13 protein-coding genes and 1 pseudogene are annotated in these 16,449 nt (G+C 61.8%); 7 read left to right on the top strand and 7 right to left on the bottom strand.

The genetic code is table 11. The annotated features are described in order from the left end of the window. The first annotated feature begins 98 nt into the window (after window positions 1–98). The 5 genes from B9A11_RS05995 to B9A11_RS05975 all read left to right on the top strand — a co-directional run bounded on the left by B9A11_RS05995 (window position 99) and on the right by B9A11_RS05975 (window position 6,454). The gene (locus B9A11_RS05995; RefSeq protein WP_058246803.1) at window positions 99–1,364 is read left to right on the top strand and encodes an ABC transporter substrate-binding protein; all 1,266 of its coding nucleotides are present in this window, start codon (window positions 99–101) and stop codon (window positions 1,362–1,364) included. Between the two features lie 149 nt (window positions 1,365–1,513). Beyond that, window positions 1,514–2,515 carry a carbohydrate ABC transporter permease gene (locus tag B9A11_RS05990; protein ID WP_058246804.1) on the top strand — a complete coding sequence of 334 codons (1,002 nt, stop codon included), beginning with the start codon at window positions 1,514–1,516 and terminating at the stop codon, window positions 2,513–2,515. After that, window positions 2,515–3,657 carry a carbohydrate ABC transporter permease gene (locus B9A11_RS05985; RefSeq protein WP_058246805.1) on the top strand — a complete coding sequence of 381 codons (1,143 nt, stop codon included), beginning with the start codon at window positions 2,515–2,517 and terminating at the stop codon, window positions 3,655–3,657. The genes B9A11_RS05990 and B9A11_RS05985 overlap by 1 nt, the downstream gene beginning before the upstream one ends. Window positions 3,658–3,726: 69 nt before the next feature. Next, entirely contained in the window at window positions 3,727–5,355 is a 1,629-nt protein-coding gene (locus B9A11_RS05980; protein WP_058246806.1) for an alpha-amylase family glycosyl hydrolase, read from the top strand. 10 nt (window positions 5,356–5,365) lie between these two features. Beyond that, entirely contained in the window at window positions 5,366–6,454 is a 1,089-nt protein-coding gene (locus B9A11_RS05975; protein ID WP_058246807.1) for an ABC transporter ATP-binding protein, read from the top strand. 67 nt (window positions 6,455–6,521) lie between these two features. Here the strand turns inward: B9A11_RS05975 and B9A11_RS05970 are convergent, their stop codons facing one another. Further along, window positions 6,522–6,878 carry a rhodanese-like domain-containing protein gene (locus B9A11_RS05970; RefSeq protein ID WP_058247121.1) on the bottom strand — a complete coding sequence of 119 codons (357 nt, stop codon included), beginning with the start codon at window positions 6,876–6,878 and terminating at the stop codon, window positions 6,522–6,524. Window positions 6,879–7,031: 153 nt separating this feature from the next. On the opposite strand from B9A11_RS05970, the gene uvrA reads away from it, so the two are divergent. Further along, window positions 7,032–9,911 carry an excinuclease ABC subunit UvrA gene (gene uvrA, locus B9A11_RS05965; RefSeq protein WP_058246808.1) on the top strand — a complete coding sequence of 960 codons (2,880 nt, stop codon included), beginning with the start codon at window positions 7,032–7,034 and terminating at the stop codon, window positions 9,909–9,911. Window positions 9,912–9,950: 39 nt separating this feature from the next. Here the strand turns inward: uvrA and B9A11_RS05960 are convergent, their stop codons facing one another. From B9A11_RS05960 to B9A11_RS05950, 4 genes and pseudogenes are all read right to left on the bottom strand, one after another. After that, complete coding sequence (locus tag B9A11_RS05960; protein ID WP_058246809.1) at window positions 9,951–10,169, bottom strand: YgaP family membrane protein; 219 nt, start codon at window positions 10,167–10,169, stop codon at window positions 9,951–9,953. 99 nt (window positions 10,170–10,268) lie between these two features. Then, a complete protein-coding gene (mmsB, locus tag B9A11_RS22560; RefSeq protein WP_058247122.1) occupies window positions 10,269–11,141 on the bottom strand; it encodes a 3-hydroxyisobutyrate dehydrogenase in 873 nt (290 codons plus the stop codon). A gap of 27 nt (window positions 11,142–11,168) precedes the next feature. Beyond that, window positions 11,169–12,185: pseudogene (locus B9A11_RS22555) on the bottom strand (enoyl-CoA hydratase/isomerase family protein); the annotation flags it as partial. 76 nt (window positions 12,186–12,261) lie between these two features. Beyond that, window positions 12,262–13,401, bottom strand: coding sequence for an acyl-CoA dehydrogenase family protein (locus B9A11_RS05950; protein ID WP_058246810.1), 1,140 nt, complete (start codon window positions 13,399–13,401; stop codon window positions 12,262–12,264). A 258-nt stretch (window positions 13,402–13,659) separates the two neighbouring features. Between B9A11_RS05950 and B9A11_RS05945 the strand changes: the two genes are divergently transcribed. Continuing rightward, window positions 13,660–14,652 carry a glycosyltransferase family 2 protein gene (locus B9A11_RS05945; RefSeq protein ID WP_083499786.1) on the top strand — a complete coding sequence of 331 codons (993 nt, stop codon included), beginning with the start codon at window positions 13,660–13,662 and terminating at the stop codon, window positions 14,650–14,652. A 3-nt stretch (window positions 14,653–14,655) separates the two neighbouring features. On the opposite strand, the gene B9A11_RS05940 is transcribed toward B9A11_RS05945, so the two are convergent. Next, window positions 14,656–15,783 carry a carboxylate-amine ligase gene (locus B9A11_RS05940; RefSeq protein ID WP_058246812.1) on the bottom strand — a complete coding sequence of 376 codons (1,128 nt, stop codon included), beginning with the start codon at window positions 15,781–15,783 and terminating at the stop codon, window positions 14,656–14,658. Window positions 15,784–15,886: 103 nt separating this feature from the next. After that, entirely contained in the window at window positions 15,887–16,357 is a 471-nt protein-coding gene (locus B9A11_RS05935) for a hypothetical protein (protein WP_058246813.1), read from the bottom strand. Window positions 16,358–16,449 lie beyond the last annotated feature (92 nt).

Raw genomic sequence — 16,449 nt, 5'->3', positions numbered from 1 at the left:
CATCCAAAGCGCTTTGGAAAAGGTTTGGAGGCCTTTGAAGCGCTGACAATGGAAACCGCCCCGGCCAAGTGTCGGGGGACACAACTGGGAGGTTATCAATGAAAACGGCATTTTATTTGGGTGCGGCCACCGCAGCCCTGATCGCAGGCGGCGCGCAGGCCGACCAAATCACCGTGGCAGGCCCGTGGCTGAGCCCGGAACAAGAGGTGGTCCGCGAGATTTTCGACGTCTTCGAAGAGCGCACCGGCCACGAAGTCAGCTATGTGGGCTCTGACAGCTTTGAGCAGCAGATCGTCGTCGACGCCGAAGCGGGCGCCGCGCCGAACCTTGCCGTGTTCCCGCAGCCGGGTCTGGCCGCTGACCTTGCCTCGCGCGGGTTCCTGACGCCGCTGAAACCGGACATGTCCGCATGGGTCAAGGACAACTATGCCGCCGGTCAATCCTGGGTCGATCTGGGCAGCTTTGCCGACAAGAACGGCGACAGCCAGCACTATGGCATGTTCTTCCGCGTCGATTTGAAATCGCTGGTCTGGTACTCGCCCGAGAACTTCGAGGACGCAGGCTATGAGATCCCCGAAAGCATGGAAGATCTCAAGGCGCTGACCGAGCAGATGGTCGCCGATGGCGTGACGCCGTGGTGTATCGGGCTGGGGTCCGGGGCAGCGACCGGCTGGCCGGCAACCGACTGGGTCGAGGACCTGATGCTGCGCACGCAGAGCCCGGCGGACTATGACGCTTGGGTTGCGAACGACATGAAGTTCAACGATCCCAAGGTGATCGAGGCCATCGAAGAGTTCGGCTGGTTCATCCAGGACGCCAATGTTGCGGGCGGCACGGGCGCGGTGGCGACCACCGACTTCCGCGACAGCCCCAAGGGTCTGTTCTCTTCGCCGCCGCAGTGCATGATGCACCGTCAGGCGTCCTTCATCCCGGCGTTCTTCCCCGAAGGCACCGAAGTTGGCGTGGATGCGGACTTCTTCTACTTCCCGTCCTATGCGGACAAAGACCTGGGCAACCCGGTGCTGGGCGCGGGCACGCTGTTCGCGATCACCAACGAAAGCGATGCCGCGCACGAGCTGATCGCCTTTTTGCAGGAGCCGATCGCGCATGAGATCTGGATGTCCAAGGGCGGCTTCCTGACCCCGCACAAGGGCGTCGATACGTCGAAGTTCGTGGACGACACCAGCCGCAAGATGAACGAGATCCTGCTGGGCGCGACCACCTTCCGCTTTGACGGGTCCGACCTGATGCCGGGCGGCGTGGGCGCGGGCAGCTTCTGGACCGGGATGGTCGACTACACGGGCGGCAAATCCGCCGAAGAGGTCACCACCGAAATCCAGAACAGCTGGGACGCGCTGAAGTAATCGGCCTGCGGTCAAATGTCTGACAATTAAATGTCTGACAATTGAAATGGGTGCGGCCCGCCACACGCGCGGGCCCGCCCAACACACACAGTTTACATAGAACACACACAGTTTACACAGACTGGCACCTCGGGGAGGAGGAGACCCAGATGCATCCCGCACTTCAGGGCGTGGCCACCATCGTTATCGGCGTCGGTGCGTGTCTTGCGTATTTCTACGGATCAAACCAGTTTCTGGACCGCGTGTTGTTCCCCGCCAAGGGGCCAAACGCCGGGCGTAACATCAACCGCGCCAATATGGTCCGGCCTTGGTTGTTCCTGTTTCCCGCGCTTTTCGCGCTGTGCCTGTATCTTGCCTATCCGGTGGTCGAGACGCTGCGCCTGTCGCTGACTGACCGCAATCAGGACGGGGCCTTTGTGGGGCTGGCGAATTACGCGCAGATGGCGTCCGAGCCCAAGTTCTGGGAGGCGATGCGCAACAATATGTTGTGGCTGATCGTGGTGCCCGCGCTGTCCACCGCCTTTGGCCTGCTGGCGGCGCAGCTGACGGACCGGATCAAATGGGGCAATATCGCCAAGTCCTTGATCTTTATGCCTATGGCGATCTCTTTTGTGGGCGCGTCGGTGATCTGGAAGCTGGTCTATGACGCCCGCCCGCCGGGGACCGAGCAGATTGGCGTCTTGAACGCTTTGTACGTGTGGTTCACAGGGAACGACCCTCAGCAATGGCTGACCGTGCCGTTCTGGAACAACTTTTTCCTGATGATCGTTTTGGTGTGGATCCAGACCGGCTTTGCCATGGTGATCCTAAGCGCCGCCCTGCGCGGCATCCCAGAGGAAACCATCGAGGCGGCCATCGTCGACGGCGCGAACCCGTTCCAAATCTTCTTTAAAATCAAGGTGCCGCAGATCATGGGGACGATCCTTGTGGTCTGGACGACGATCACCATCGTGGTGCTCAAGGTCTTTGACATCGTCTACGCCATGACCAACGGCCAGTGGGAAACCCAAGTCTTGGCCAACTACATGTTCGACAAGCTGTTCCGGGCGAATGACTGGGGCGTGGGGTCGGCCTCGGCCATGGTGATCATGCTCTTGGTGACGCCGATCCTTGTCTGGAACGTGTGGAATGCCCGCAAGGAGATGCGCTGATGGACAATATCGCAGGACATAAGTCGTCGCTGACATGGGCGGTGCATATCTCTGTTGTGGTGCTGGTGGCCTTGTGGCTGTTCCCGACCGTGGGGCTGCTCGTGTCGTCCTTCCGCACGGCGGACCAGATCGCCACGTCGGGCTGGTGGTCGTCGCTGTCGCAGCAGGAACGTCAGAACCCGGCGATCCGGCTGGAAGGAGCAGAGGTGCTGGACGGCGGGCTGTATGTCATCGAAGGCGCGCTGTTTCCAGGGCTGGAGGCAGAGGTCAGCGCATGGGGCACGTCGTCCCGCGCGCCCGAAGCCTACGCCCCCGGCGAGACCGCCGAGTTAACCAAAGGGCGCACGGTCACGGTGGACGCCGCCGGCAATTTTCGCATGACCGCCGAGACCAGCCAGGAGGGCGCGCGCCTGCCGCGTGTGTTCACCACCGCCACCACACCGCCCGAGTTTACCTTGGAGAACTACCGGCAGGTCTTGGGTGGGGGCAGCGGTACCGACGACATGTCCCGTGCCTTTATCAGCACGCTGACGGTGACCGTCCCGGCGACGATCATCCCCATCGTGGTGGCCGCCTTTGCCGCTTATGCCTTGGCATGGATGGATTTTCCGGGCCGCGCGCTGCTGGTCGCCTTTGTGGTGGGCCTGCTGGTGGTGCCTTTGCAACTGGCCTTGATCCCGCTGCTGAAACTGCACTTGGGGATCGGGATTGGCAAAGGCTACCTCGGCGTTTGGCTGGCGCATACGGGGTTCGGATTGCCACTCGCGATCTATTTGCTCCGCAACTACATGGTCGGCCTGCCGCGTGACATCATTGAAAACGCCCGCGTCGATGGCGCGACCGAGTTCCAGATCTTTACCAAGATCATCCTGCCGCTGAGCTTTCCCGCGCTGGCCAGTTTCGCGATCTTCCAGTTCCTGTGGACATGGAACGATCTGCTGGTGGCCAAGGTGTTCCTGATCGACAGCACGGGCCGCACCACCGTCATGACTAACCAGATTGTCGAGCTGCTGGGCACCCGCGGCGGCAACTGGGAAATCCTCGCCACGGCGGCCTTTGTCAGCATCTCGGTGCCGCTGGTGGTGTTCTTTGCCATGCAGCGCTACTTGGTGCGCGGGCTGCTGGCAGGCTCGGTGAAATAGGCTAAGTCTCTACACTGAATAGATATTCGGCCCGGCAAAGGGCCACACGAAACCCACGGAAAGACAGTTATGACCCAAGCAATCGACAACGACTGGTGGCGCGGCGCGGTGATCTATCAGATCTACCCGCGCAGCTATCAGGACAGCAACGGCGACGGCATCGGCGACCTGAACGGCATCGCCATGCGCTTGCCCCATGTGGCGAGCCTTGGGGTGGATGCGATCTGGATTTCGCCGTTCTTTGCCTCTCCGATGAAGGATTTCGGCTATGACGTGAGCGATTATTGCGACGTCGATCCGATGTTCGGCACGCTGTCGGATTTTGACACGCTGGTGGAAACGGCGCATCTGCACGGCATCAAGGTGATGATCGACCTCGTGCTGTCGCACAGCTCAGACCAGCACCCGTGGTTCGTCGAAAGCCGCGCCAGCCGGGACAACCCCAAGGCGGATTGGTACGTCTGGAGCGACCCGGCCCCCGACGGCACGCCGCCCAACAACTGGCTGTCGATCTTTGGCGGATCGGCGTGGCAGTGGGACGCGCGGCGCGAGCAGTACTACCTGCATAACTTCCTGACATCGCAGCCGGATTTGAACTTTCACAACCCGGATGTGCAGGACGCTTTGCTGGATGTGGTGCGCTTCTGGCTGGACCGCGGGGTGGATGGGTTCCGTCTGGATACCATCAACTTTTACGTGCATGACGATCAGCTGCGGTCCAACCCGCCGCTGCCGCCCGAAGAGCGCGACGACAGCATCGCGCCCAAGGTGAACCCCTATAACCACCAGCTGCACGTCTATTCGAAAAACCGCCCCGAGAATATCGCGTTCCTCGAACGGTTCCGCGCGCTGCTTGATGAGTACCCCGGCAAGACCGCGGTGGGCGAAGTTGGCGACGCGCAGCGCGGGTTGGAAATCATGGGCGAGTACACCGCCGGCGATGACCGCGTTCACATGTGTTACTCGTTCGAGTTCCTGTCCGGGGCGCAGCCCGACGCCGCCAAGGTCGCCAAGGTCATGGCGGATGTGGATGAAAAGGCGCCCGAAGGCTGGGCTTGCTGGGCCTATTCCAACCACGACGTGGTGCGCCACGCGACCCGCTGGGACTTGCCCCCGGCGGCGCAGCGGGCGTTTACCACGCTGATGATGTGCCTGCGCGGGTCGGTCTGCATTTACCAAGGTGAAGAATTGGGGCTGCCCGAGGCGGATGTCGCCTTTGAAGACTTGCAAGACCCCTATGGCATTGAATTCTGGCCGGAATTCAAGGGGCGGGACGGTTGCCGGACCCCCATGGTCTGGGAGCAGAGCAACCAGAACGGCGGGTTCACGGACGGGATGCCTTGGCTGCCCGTTAGCCACGATCACCTCAACCGCGCGGTCGCCGTGCAAGAAGAAGACCCCGGCGCGCCGCTGCATCACTACCGCAAGGCAATTGCCTTCCGCCACGCCCATCCGGCTTTGGCCAAGGGCGCCCATGACGGCGTCAAGGCGACCGGCAGCGTGGTGCATTTCCAGCGTTTTGACGGGGATGAAACGGTCTTTGTGGCCATTAACCTGAGCGGCGAACCGGCGGTTCTGGACATGCCGGACGGGGCGTGGTTGCAGATCGGGCAAGAGCTTGGGTCCGCCGCGCCGGGCGCGGATGGCAAGTTGCATTTGGGCCCGTGGCAACCGGCTCTGGCGCTGAAACACGGGTGAGGGGGACATCATGGCGACGCTGAAATTAAGAGATGTTGAGAAAACCTATGGCGGTACGGTCAACGTGCTGCGGGATATTAACCTTGATATCGAACAGGGGGAGCTGATTGTCTTTGTCGGCCCGTCCGGTTGCGGGAAATCCACGCTGTTGCGGATGATTGCGGGGCTGGAAAAGATCACCGGCGGCACGTTGGAAATCGACGGGCAGGTGGTGAACGATGTCCCCCCGGCGCAGCGCGGCATCGCCATGGTGTTCCAAAGCTACGCGCTGTATCCGCACATGACCGTGCGCGAGAACATGTCGTTTGCGTTAAAACTCGCTAAGAAATCGCAAAGCGAGATTGATGAGGCGGTGGATCGCGCAGCCAAGATGCTGCAACTGACTGACTACCTCGACCGTCTGCCCAAGGCGCTGTCCGGCGGGCAGCGGCAGCGGGTGGCGATTGGCCGGTCCTTGGTGCGCGACCCCAAGGTGTATCTTTTTGACGAACCGCTCTCGAACCTTGACGCCGCCTTGCGCGTGGCGACCCGGATCGAAATTGCGCAGCTCAAAGAGCAAATGCCTGACAGAACAATGATTTACGTGACCCATGATCAGGTCGAGGCGATGACCCTCGCCAGCCGGATCGTGGTGCTGGCGAACAAGGGGATCGCGCAGGTCGGCACGCCTTTGGAGCTGTACGAACGGCCAAATTCTGAATTTGTCGCGCAGTTTATCGGCTCGCCGTCGATGAATTTGCTGCCCGGCGAAGTGATCGCAACCGGCGCGCAGACGACCGTGCAACTGGCGGGCGGGGGCAGGGCGGTCTCGGATTACCCGACCACGGAGGCCGATTTGGGGCTAAAGGTTAACGTCGGCATCCGGCCCGAAGACTTCATCCCGACCGACGCGGACCCTGCTTTTACTGGCACTGTCGACATTATCGAAGCGCTTGGCGAGGTGACGTTGCTGTACTTTGAGCGCGGCGATCATGGCGCTGCGGTGGTGGCGAAACTGCCGGGGATTCACCAGGACATGCGCGGCAAATCGGTGCAACTGACCGCCATGCCGGACAAGGTGCATCTGTTCGCAGACGGCGTATCCCTCAGATATCGCTAGGGAAATCTGCAAAGAAAAACCCGGCCTCGCAACGCGCAAGGCCGGGCCCTTCTGGGACGAAACCTGATTACTTCTCCAGTGGGCCGCCGGCCTGCACCCAGTGCCCAAGACCGCCGATGTTGTGAACCTCATGGCCCATCTTGGACAACATCCCTTTGGCCATGCTCGAGCGCGCGCCAGAGGCACAGTAAACGCACACAGGTTTACCTTGCTTAAGTTCCGGTAAACACTCCGGCGAGGACGGGTCCGCCCGCATCCGCAGCGCGGCGGTGGGGATGGCAATCGCGCCCTTGGCCTTGCCGCTATGGGCGATTTCCATCGGCTCACGAATGTCGATCAAGACAATCTCGCCGGTTTTGGCCTTGGCCACGGCTTCGGTCACCGGCATATCGGTCGAGCGTGCGTTATTCAGAAATGCAAACATTTTCCGCGTCTCCATGACTTGTTGCCCTCTATATACATTCTAAAGTCAGAATGTAAAGGGCCTCTTGCGATGTTCACTTTGCGTTCACATTTAACCATTGGTCCTGCCGCCCATATCAACTATGTCTGACGTAAACCTGAACGGGGACGTTTTATGCCTGAGTTGAAGCATATCGAGGTGCGCGGGGCGCGCGAGCACAACCTCAAATCCATCGACGTGGACATTCCGCGCGACGAATTGGTGGTGATCACCGGGCTGTCTGGCTCGGGGAAATCGTCGCTGGCGTTCGATACCATCTATGCCGAAGGGCAGCGCCGTTACGTGGAATCGCTGTCGGCCTACGCGCGGCAATTCCTTGATATGATGGAGAAACCTGATGTGGATCACATCAGCGGCCTGTCTCCGGCGATCTCGATCGAACAGAAAACCACGTCGAAAAACCCGCGCTCCACCGTCGGCACGGTGACCGAGATTTACGACTACATGCGTCTGCTGTTTGCCCGTGTCGGCACGCCATATAGCCCCGCGACCGGCGATCCGATCGAGGCGCAGCAAGTGCAGGACATGGTCGACCGCGTCATGGCGATGGAGGATGGCACGCGCGGCTATCTGCTGGCGCCGATCATTCGCGACCGTAAAGGCGAATATAAGAAAGAATTCTTAGAACTTCGTAAACAGGGCTTTCAGCGCGTTAAGGTTGATGGCGAGTTTTACGAGCTCGACACCCCGCCGACCTTGGATAAGAAATTCCGCCATGACATCGACGTGGTCGTCGACCGGATCGTGGTGCGCGAGGGGATGGAAACACGGTTGGCGGATTCCTTCCGCACCGCTTTGGATTTGGCCGATGGGATCGCGATTCTGGAAACCGCCCCGCGCGAAGGCGACCCCGAGCGGATTACCTTCAGCGAAAATTTTGCCTGTCCTGTCAGTGGTTTCACCATCCCCGAGATCGAGCCGCGGCTGTTTTCGTTTAACGCGCCGTTTGGGGCATGCCCGGAATGTGACGGTCTGGGCGTTGAGCTGTTTTTTGACGAACGGCTGGTGGTGCCGGACCAGACACTGAAAATCAGCGACGGCGCACTGGCCCCGTGGCGCAAGGGCAAATCGCCGTACTTTTTGCAAACCATTGAGGCGATTGCGAAACATTACGAATTCGATAAGAACGCCCGCTGGAAAGATCTGCCCGCGCATGTGCAGAAGGTCTTTTTGTACGGCTCTGGCGACGAGGAAATCGAATTTCGTTACGACGAAGGTGGCCGCGTTTACCAAGTCTCCCGCGTGTTCGAAGGCGTCATTCCCAACATGGAGCGCCGCTACCGCGAGACGGACAGCAATTGGATTCGCGAAGAATTCGAGCGTTATCAAAACAATAGACGCTGCGGTTCATGTGGCGGCTACCGTCTGCGCGAAGAGGCCTTGGCGGTCAAGATTGGCCCGGCCAATGACCCGGAGCATCTGCTGCACGTGGGCCAAGTGGTCGAAATGTCGATCAGGCAGGCGTTTGACTGGTGTGAAAGCGTGCCTGGGAACCTCACCAAGCAAAAGAATGAAATCGCCCGCGCGATCCTTAAGGAAATCCGCGAGCGTCTGGGATTCCTCAATAATGTAGGACTTGAATATCTCACGCTAAGTCGTTCTGCGGGAACGCTTTCTGGTGGTGAGAGCCAGCGGATCAGGCTGGCGTCGCAGATCGGCAGCGGGTTAACCGGGGTGCTTTATGTGCTGGACGAACCGTCCATCGGTCTGCACCAGCGCGACAATACTCGGCTGCTCGACACGCTGAAAAACCTGCGCGATCAGGGCAATACGGTGATCGTGGTCGAACACGACGAAGAGGCGATCCGCGAGGCGGATTATGTCTTTGACATCGGGCCGGGGGCCGGGGTGCACGGCGGGCAGGTGGTTGCCAAGGGCACACCCGCCGAGATCATCGCCGATCCGGCGAGCCTGACCGGGCAATATCTGTCCGGTACGCGTGAGATTGCGGTGCCGGAAAAGCGCCGCAAAGGGAATAAGAAAAAGATAAAAGTGGTCAAGGCCTCGGGCAACAACCTGAAGGATGTGACCGCCGAATTCCCTCTGGGCAAGTTCGTCTGTGTGACCGGCGTGTCAGGCGGCGGAAAATCCACGCTGACCATTGAAACGCTGTTCAAGACGGCGTCCATGGCGTTGAACGGTGCCCGCCAGACGCCCGCGCCCTGCGAGACGATCAAGGGGCTGGAACATCTCGACAAGGTCATCGACATCGACCAGCGGCCCATCGGGCGCACGCCGCGATCGAACCCCGCGACCTACACCGGTGCCTTCACGCCGATCCGCGATTGGTTCGCCGGTTTGCCCGAGGCCAAGGCGCGCGGGTACAAGCCGGGGCGGTTCTCTTTCAACGTCAAAGGCGGGCGGTGCGAGGCCTGTCAGGGCGACGGCGTCATCAAGATCGAGATGCACTTTTTGCCCGACGTTTACGTCGAATGCGAGACCTGCAAAGGCGCGCGCTACAACCGCGAAACTTTGGAAATTCGCTTTAAAGGCAAGAGCATCGCGGACGTTCTTGATATGACGGTTGAAGATGCGCAGAGCTTCTTTCAGGCGGTCCCCAGCATCCGCGACAAGATGGATGCGTTGATGCGTGTGGGTCTTGGTTATATCAAGGTGGGCCAGCAGGCGACGACGCTTTCGGGCGGCGAAGCGCAGCGCGTCAAGCTGTCGAAAGAGCTGGCGAAACGCTCTACCGGGCGGACGCTCTATATCCTCGACGAGCCGACAACGGGCCTGCATTTCGAAGACGTGCGCAAGCTGCTGGAGGTGCTGCACGAGCTGGTTGATCAGGGCAACTCTGTCGTGGTGATCGAACATAACCTTGATGTGATCAAGACCGCCGACTGGCTGATCGACATCGGCCCCGAAGGCGGTGACGGCGGTGGCGAGATCGTGGCAGCCGGCACGCCGGAAGACGTGGCCGAGGTCGAGCGCAGTCACACGGGGCGCTATCTCAAGCCGATGTTGCAGCCCAAGGGGGTCGCAGCAGAATAAGAAAAAAGCAAAGCCCCGGATCTCTCCGGGGCTTTTGTCTTATTCGCCGTCCGTCTGGCGCATCTTGCAGGTGTTGATGCCCAGCAGCGCGTAGGGCGGGCAACTGCCCATCGCCGCCGTTGCCAGCATGACGATCCCCACCACCAGAGCGATCCATTTCAGAACGCCTGCGGCCATGGAAAAGAACGCGATCAGCAACACGATGCCGACGATGGCGCGGATGATCCGGTCAGTCTGACCCATATTTTTGGCAAACATGATTACCCCCTTAAAGATTGATCTGTGATTATCCTTAAGGGAGCATTGCATGATTTGAATATGATTTGGATCAACTCTGCGTGGGAATTCGCGTTTTCCTCAGCCGCGCCCGCGCTTTTCCAGACGGGGCAGCATGGCCGAGAAATCCTTGCCCGAGCCGTCTTCGTCCTCGACAAAGGTGCGATACAGCTCGGTCGCGGCTTGACCCAGCGGCGTGTCCGCATCGGCGGCTTCGGCGGCCTGTTGCGACAAACGCAGGTCTTTTAGCATCAGATCGGCGGCAAATCCGGGCAGATAGCCGTTATCTGCGGGCGATTGGGGGCCGACTCCGGGCGCGGGGCAATAGGCGTTCATCGACCACGAATAGCCCGAAGAGGTCGAGACCACGTCGAACATCGCCTCGCGTGACAGGCCCAGCTTGTCGGCCAGGGCAAAGGCTTCGCAGGTGGCGATCATGGTCACGCCAAGGATCATGTTGTTGCAGATCTTGGCGGCCTGACCGCTGCCCGACGCGCCGCAGTGCACCGCCTTTTGGCCCATGATGTCGAACAGCGGCTTGGCGGTGGCAAAGGCCTCGGGGCTGCCGCCCACCATAAAGGTCAGCGTGCCGCCCGCCGCGCCGCCGATCCCGCCAGAGACCGGGGCGTCCAGCACGCCGACGTCCGCAGCAGAGGCAAGTTCTGCCACGGCGCGGGCCGAGCCCACATCCACGGTTGAGCAATCCAGCAGCACCGCGCCCTTGGACATATGCGAGATGATGTCGGCGGCGACAGAGCGCAGGATCTCGCCGTTCGGCAGCATGGTGATGACCACGTCGGCGCCGGTGGCAGCCTCGGCGGCTGTGGCAACCTGCGTGACGCCCTCTGCCGTGGTCCCCGCGACGTCAAAGCCTTTGACCGCGTGGCCAGCGGCGGCGAGGTTGGCGGCCATGGGCGCGCCCATATTGCCCAGCCCGATAAATCCGATGTTCATAGCTCTCTCCCTGAAATCCAATGTGTCCTTGCCCAGCGGCATCAGCATCTTCGAGACCTCGACGGCGGGGACTTTGTCCAAGGCGTGCCGCCACTTGGGGCTGCGATCCTTGTCGATGATCGCGGCGCGGATCCCTTCGAGGAAATCGCCATGTTCCATGATGCGGTGGCTGACGCGGTACTCCAGCTCGAGCGCCTTGCGGATGGTCAGGCCGGTGCTGCCGCGCAGACGGTGGATCATCTCCAACGTCACGGCGAGCGACAGGGGGGCGTTGCGGCCAAGGGCTTTCAGCGCTGTCGCGGCGAAATCGCTGTCGTCCTGGCGCAGCATGTTGACGATGTCGCTCAGGCCTTCGCCCGCGAACAGCCGGTCAATTTGAGGTTGCAGCGCCGCAAGCGGGGCGGCCGGGGCAGGGCGCGCGGCGGCAGTGATGTGCGCTACATCCCCCGTCTCGATCAGCGCGGTTTTCAACGCGTCCCACGCGTCTTGCGGGACAAAGGTGTCGGCAAACCCGGCGTGGATCGCATCCCCCGCCGACATGTGCGCGGCGGTCATCCCGAGGTACTCGCCAAGCCGCCCCGGCGCACGGGCCAGCAGATAGGTGCCGCCCACATCGGGGACAAAGCCGATGCCGACCTCGGGCATGGACAGCTGCGTGCTCTCGCAGACGATCCGGTGGCTGCAATGCCCGCCCAGACCGACGCCGCCGCCCATGACAAACCCATGCAGGAAGGAGACGATGGGCTTGGGGTATTCGTCCAGCTTGGCGTTCAAGCGATACTCGTCACGCCAGAACTGGCGGCCATAGGCGTAATCCCCGGTTGTGCCAGTGGCGTACATCTCGGCAATGTCGCCGCCCGCGCAAAAGGCTCGATCGCCGTCCGCGTCAAGCACGATCAGCGCGACGTTCGGGTCGTCGCGCCAACGGTCAACCGCGGCCTCAATGGCAAGGCACATGTCGTAGGACAGGGCGTTGAGCGCCTTGGGGCGGGTGAGGGTGATGCGGCCTGCGTGGCCTTCGGTGCGGATGTGAATGTCAGACATCTGGGCTTTCCGTCTTGCGCGGGCAAATTCCTTCGTTAAGGAATTTGCAAATCTTTTCAAAAAGATTTGCTCGGCCCTAGGACGCGAGCAGGGTGCGCGCCGTGATCAGGCGCATGATTTCATTGGTGCCTTCGAGGATCTGGTGAACGCGCAGATCGCGGACCAGTTTCTCGATCCCGTAATCCGCCAGATAGCCATAGCCGCCGTGCAGTTGCAGGCATTGGTCCACCACCTCGGACCCGGCATCGGTCACGAATTTCTTGGCCATGGCGCAGAACTTGGTGGCATCGGGCGCGCCGGTGTCCAGCTTCCACGCCGCCTGCCGCAGGAAGGTCCGCGCGGCTTGCAGCTCGATCTCCATATCCGCCAGCCGGAATTGCAGCGCCTGGAACTGGTCGATGCTTTTGCCAAACGCCTTGCGTTCGGACATATATTGCAGCGTCGCCGTCAGCGCCGTCTGCGCCGCCCCAAGGCTACAGGCCGCGATGTTCAGCCGCCCGCCGTCCAGCCCCATCATGGCGTATTTAAACCCTTCGCCCTCAACGCCCACCAGATTATCCAGCGACGTCAGGCAGTTGTCGAACTGCACCTGCCGCGTCGGCTGCGATTTCCATCCCATCTTGTCCTCGAGCCCGCCAAAGGACAGCCCCTCGGCGCCGTCCTCGACGTAGAGCGTGGAAATCCCCTTTGGGCCGTCCTCGCCGGTCCGGCACATGACCACATAGGCGTCGGAATAGCCGCCGCCCGAGATAAACGCCTTGGTCCCGGTCAGGCGGTAGCCTTCGCCCGTCTTCTCGGCCCGCGTCTTGAGCGCCGCTGCGTCCGAGCCCGATCCCGGTTCGGTCAGGCAATAGGACAGCACGGTTTCCATGCTCAAAACGCCGGGCAAGACCCGCTCTTTGAGCTCATCGCTGCCAAAGCTGTCGATCATCCGCGCGCACATATTGTGGATCGACAAAAACGCCGCGACCGATGGGCAGGCCATGGACAGCGCCTCGAACACCAAGGTCGCGTCCAGCCGGCTTAGCCCCGACCCGCCGCTTTCCTCGGACACGTACAGCCCGCCAAAGCCCAGTTCCGCCAGTTGCGGCCACAGCTCCTTGGGGATGGTGCCTGCCGCTTCCCATTCGCGCGCAAAGGGGGCGATGTGCTCTTGGCCAAAGGCATGGGCCATATCAAAGATGGCGGTTTGTTCCTCTGTGAGTGCGAAATCCATGTCGGCCCCTCCCTGGCGTGGTGAATTTGGGTGCAGCGAATTGAACGCTTGTTCAGAATGTGCCAGCCGCATCCCGCCGATGCAAGCGGGCTGGCGCGCAAGATGGCTTTGCGTTTTTGCAAAGCGTGCGATCCAAATAGGCGGCCATGTTTGCGTTAACGCGCCTCTCGGCGCCAATCCGCTTGGGGTTGCGGCATTGGTTGAACTCGCAAGATCAGTGCGCTACTGCGCAGGGCAAGATCAGCCAAGAGGTGTGTGATGTCCATGGGGAAAGTCGGTGTCGGTGTCTGCACCCGCAGGCGGCCTGAAATGCTGGCCGCGCTGCTGCAAAGCTTTGCCCGCATGGACCGTCCCGAGGGCGCCGAGGTTGTCTTTATCGTTGTCGAAAACGAGCCGACCCTGAGCGCCGCCACCCGTGCCGCCGCGCACACCCTGTCAGAGGCCACCGGCTGCACTGTGCTGACAGAGCCAGAGCCAAAGCCGGGCATCCCGATGGCCCGCAACCGGGTGCTGGACACCGCCTTGGCCAATGGCTGCGACTACCTGACCTTTGTGGACGACGACGAGCTGGTCCGCAGCGATTGGCTGGTGAACCTGCTGGACGGGCTGCGGGCGCAGGGGCTGGACTTGGCGGGCGGGCCGGTCAACCAGATCGGCGGTGACCAAGAGCTGACGCCGATGCAGCAAGCCTGCCTTGAGTTTGTCCGCAAACGCGGGGCCAAGCGCAATGCCACAAGGCAGGCTCATGCGGTCAAGAACGAGGACAAGCAGTTCGCGGTCTACACCAACAATTGGTGCGCCGATCTGGCGGCGGTGCGGCGGCTTGGCGTGCGCTTTGACGAGACGCTGCAATTCACCGGCGGCGAAGACACGCGGTTCAGCCTTGATATGTCGGCAGCGGGGGCAAAAGTCGGCTGGGTGGCCGAGGCCGTCGTCGACGAGATCATGCCGCCGTCGCGCCTGACGCTGTCCTACCAATACGCCCGCGCGCGCGACCAGACGATCACCACGGTGCAGCTGCGCAAGCTGCCCTTCCGGCGCATCTGGGGCTATGCCCTGAGCCGTTTGATGGATGCGCTGGTCAATGCTTTGGTCGCGCCGATCGCGGGGCGGACCTATCTGGTCAAGGCGGCCCATAAACTGGGGATCGCGGTGGGGCGTTGGCGCGGCTACTTTGGCAAGGCCAGCAGCCACTACGCGCCGGGCACCGAAACGGTCCACGGCGACACAAAGGTCAAGCCCGGCTCGTGAGCCTTACAGATCGGCGTGAAACTCGTCGATCAGGTGGCGCACCACGGCCCGCATTTGCCCGTCGTGGTCATCGCCCGCCCGCGCCGCGTCCAGCGCCACCGCCCGCTGCCGCCCCGAAGAGGTGCCGTTCAGCGCCACGTCGCGCGCGTTTTCCACCTCTCGTAGGCAGTGCAGCACAGAGGCGTCCTCTTCGACCAGCTCGATCAGCTCGTCCACCAGCTCGGGGAAGGCGACGATCTCGCCCCGGCCAAAGTCGATCAAGCCCTCGGTGACGCCGTACCGCTGCGCCCGCCAGCGGTTTTCGCCGATCAAAAAGCGGTCGTAGATCCGCCAGCGCTGGTTGCGCACCCGCAAACGCCACAGCATCCGCATCAGGCTTTGGGTCAGGGCGGCCAGCGTCAGCGCGTGTTCCATCCGCGGCTGCACATCCATGATCCGGCTTTCCAGCGTGGGAAAGCGCGACGAGGGGCGCATGTCCCACCAGATGCGGCTGCTGTCCTCGATCACGCCAAGGTCGACCAAAACCTGCACCGAGCGTTCATAGTCGCCCCAACTGTCGAACTGCGGCGGCAGGCCGGTGCGGGGCAGGTTGTCGAACACCGAAATCCGGTAAGAGGCCAGCCCCGTATCCTCGCCCTGCCAGAACGGCGAAGAGGTGGACAGCGCCAGCAGATGCGGCAGGAAGTAGCCGAACTGGCGCATCAAATCGGCGCGCAAGGCGTCGTCGTTCAGCCCCACATGCACGTGCATCCCGCAAATCAGCATCCGCCGGACCACGCCGCCCAGATCCGCGCTTAGCTCGTTGTAGCGCTGTTTGTCGGTGTGGGGCTGCGCCTTCCAGTCGGCGAAGGGGTGGCAAGAGGCGGCGATGGGCGACAGGTTGTGCGTGGCCGCATGTTTCGACACCGCCGCGCGCAGGCGGCGTAGATCGTCGCGCGCCTCGGCAATGGTGCGGCAGGGCTTGGTGCCGATCTCGATCTGGCATTTCAGGAACTCAGGCGAAACCTGCCCCTCAAGCTCGGCGGCGCAGGCCTCCATCAACCCGTCCGGGGCGTCGAGCAGCGCGCAGCTGTCGCGATCCACCAGCAGGTATTCCTCTTCGATGCCAATGGTGAACTCTGGCTCTTGCATGTGGCGCGCCCCCCTGTCGTTGCGCCTATCAAGCGTCAAACACCCCGAGGGGGCAAGCCCCAAGCGCCCGCGACATTTTCGGCGCCCGGCGCGGGTTAAGGGGTTAAAGCCCGGCGGCCAGACGCAAACGCGCCAGCGGATTGGCCGCGCGTTCCGCCAGCAGCGCCGCATCCAGCGCGTCAAACCCCGTCTCGGGCTGACCAGCGCGCCCCAGCGCCTCTTGCTCTGTGCGCTGGATGTGAAAGCGAAACTGCGAGATCGGCTCCAGCATCTGTTGCAGCATCCGTGCGGTGCCAAAGGCCACGTCGTCCCGCGCGTAGATCACGCTGTCTGCGGCAAAGCGAAAGCGTTTGTACTGCGGGGCGAGACGCTGGATCCCCATCAGGATGCCGCGAAACCCGGCCTTGACCTCGCCCAGATGGGCGGTGTTGCTCAGCATGGTAAACGTGGGATCGAACAGCGGGTGATCCACATACTCCAGAAAGGCGCGCACGCCCTCAGCGACATCGGTATCGCCTCGAAACTTAAAGTACCCCAGGCTCCGGCCCGGATGGATCGAAACTTCTATCGGCATGACCTGTATTCCCGTTGAGCTTTTTGGCACGCTCTAGGTGACGTTAGGGAATGTTAGCCGCTCTAAAGCGTCAGAAAAGCTCTTTTTTGTGA

The sequence above is a fragment of the Tropicibacter naphthalenivorans genome (assembly GCF_900176475.1).
GTDB lineage: Bacteria > Pseudomonadota > Alphaproteobacteria > Rhodobacterales > Rhodobacteraceae > Tropicibacter > Tropicibacter naphthalenivorans.
The sequence above is the reverse complement of the archived record's forward strand: the minus strand, read 5'-3'. Positions and strand labels throughout refer to the sequence as shown.

Coding starts and splice junctions, on each gene's coding strand:
- B9A11_RS05995 (WP_058246803.1), top strand. CDS start 99: ATGAAAACGGCATTTTATTTGGGTGCGGCCACCGCAGCCCTGATCGCA.
- B9A11_RS05950 (WP_058246810.1), bottom strand. CDS start 13,401: ATGGATTTCGCACTCACAGAGGAACAAACCGCCATCTTTGATATGGCC.
- B9A11_RS05985 (WP_058246805.1), top strand. CDS start 2,515: ATGGACAATATCGCAGGACATAAGTCGTCGCTGACATGGGCGGTGCAT.
- B9A11_RS05975 (WP_058246807.1), top strand. CDS start 5,366: ATGGCGACGCTGAAATTAAGAGATGTTGAGAAAACCTATGGCGGTACG.
- B9A11_RS05945 (WP_083499786.1), top strand. CDS start 13,660: ATGTCCATGGGGAAAGTCGGTGTCGGTGTCTGCACCCGCAGGCGGCCT.
- B9A11_RS05960 (WP_058246809.1), bottom strand. CDS start 10,169: ATGTTTGCCAAAAATATGGGTCAGACTGACCGGATCATCCGCGCCATC.
- B9A11_RS05980 (WP_058246806.1), top strand. CDS start 3,727: ATGACCCAAGCAATCGACAACGACTGGTGGCGCGGCGCGGTGATCTAT.
- B9A11_RS05990 (WP_058246804.1), top strand. CDS start 1,514: ATGCATCCCGCACTTCAGGGCGTGGCCACCATCGTTATCGGCGTCGGT.
- B9A11_RS05940 (WP_058246812.1), bottom strand. CDS start 15,783: ATGCAAGAGCCAGAGTTCACCATTGGCATCGAAGAGGAATACCTGCTG.
- uvrA (WP_058246808.1), top strand. CDS start 7,032: ATGCCTGAGTTGAAGCATATCGAGGTGCGCGGGGCGCGCGAGCACAAC.
- B9A11_RS05970 (WP_058247121.1), bottom strand. CDS start 6,878: ATGTTTGCATTTCTGAATAACGCACGCTCGACCGATATGCCGGTGACC.
- B9A11_RS05935 (WP_058246813.1), bottom strand. CDS start 16,357: ATGCCGATAGAAGTTTCGATCCATCCGGGCCGGAGCCTGGGGTACTTT.
- mmsB (WP_058247122.1), bottom strand. CDS start 11,141: ATGAACATCGGATTTATCGGGCTGGGCAATATGGGCGCGCCCATGGCC.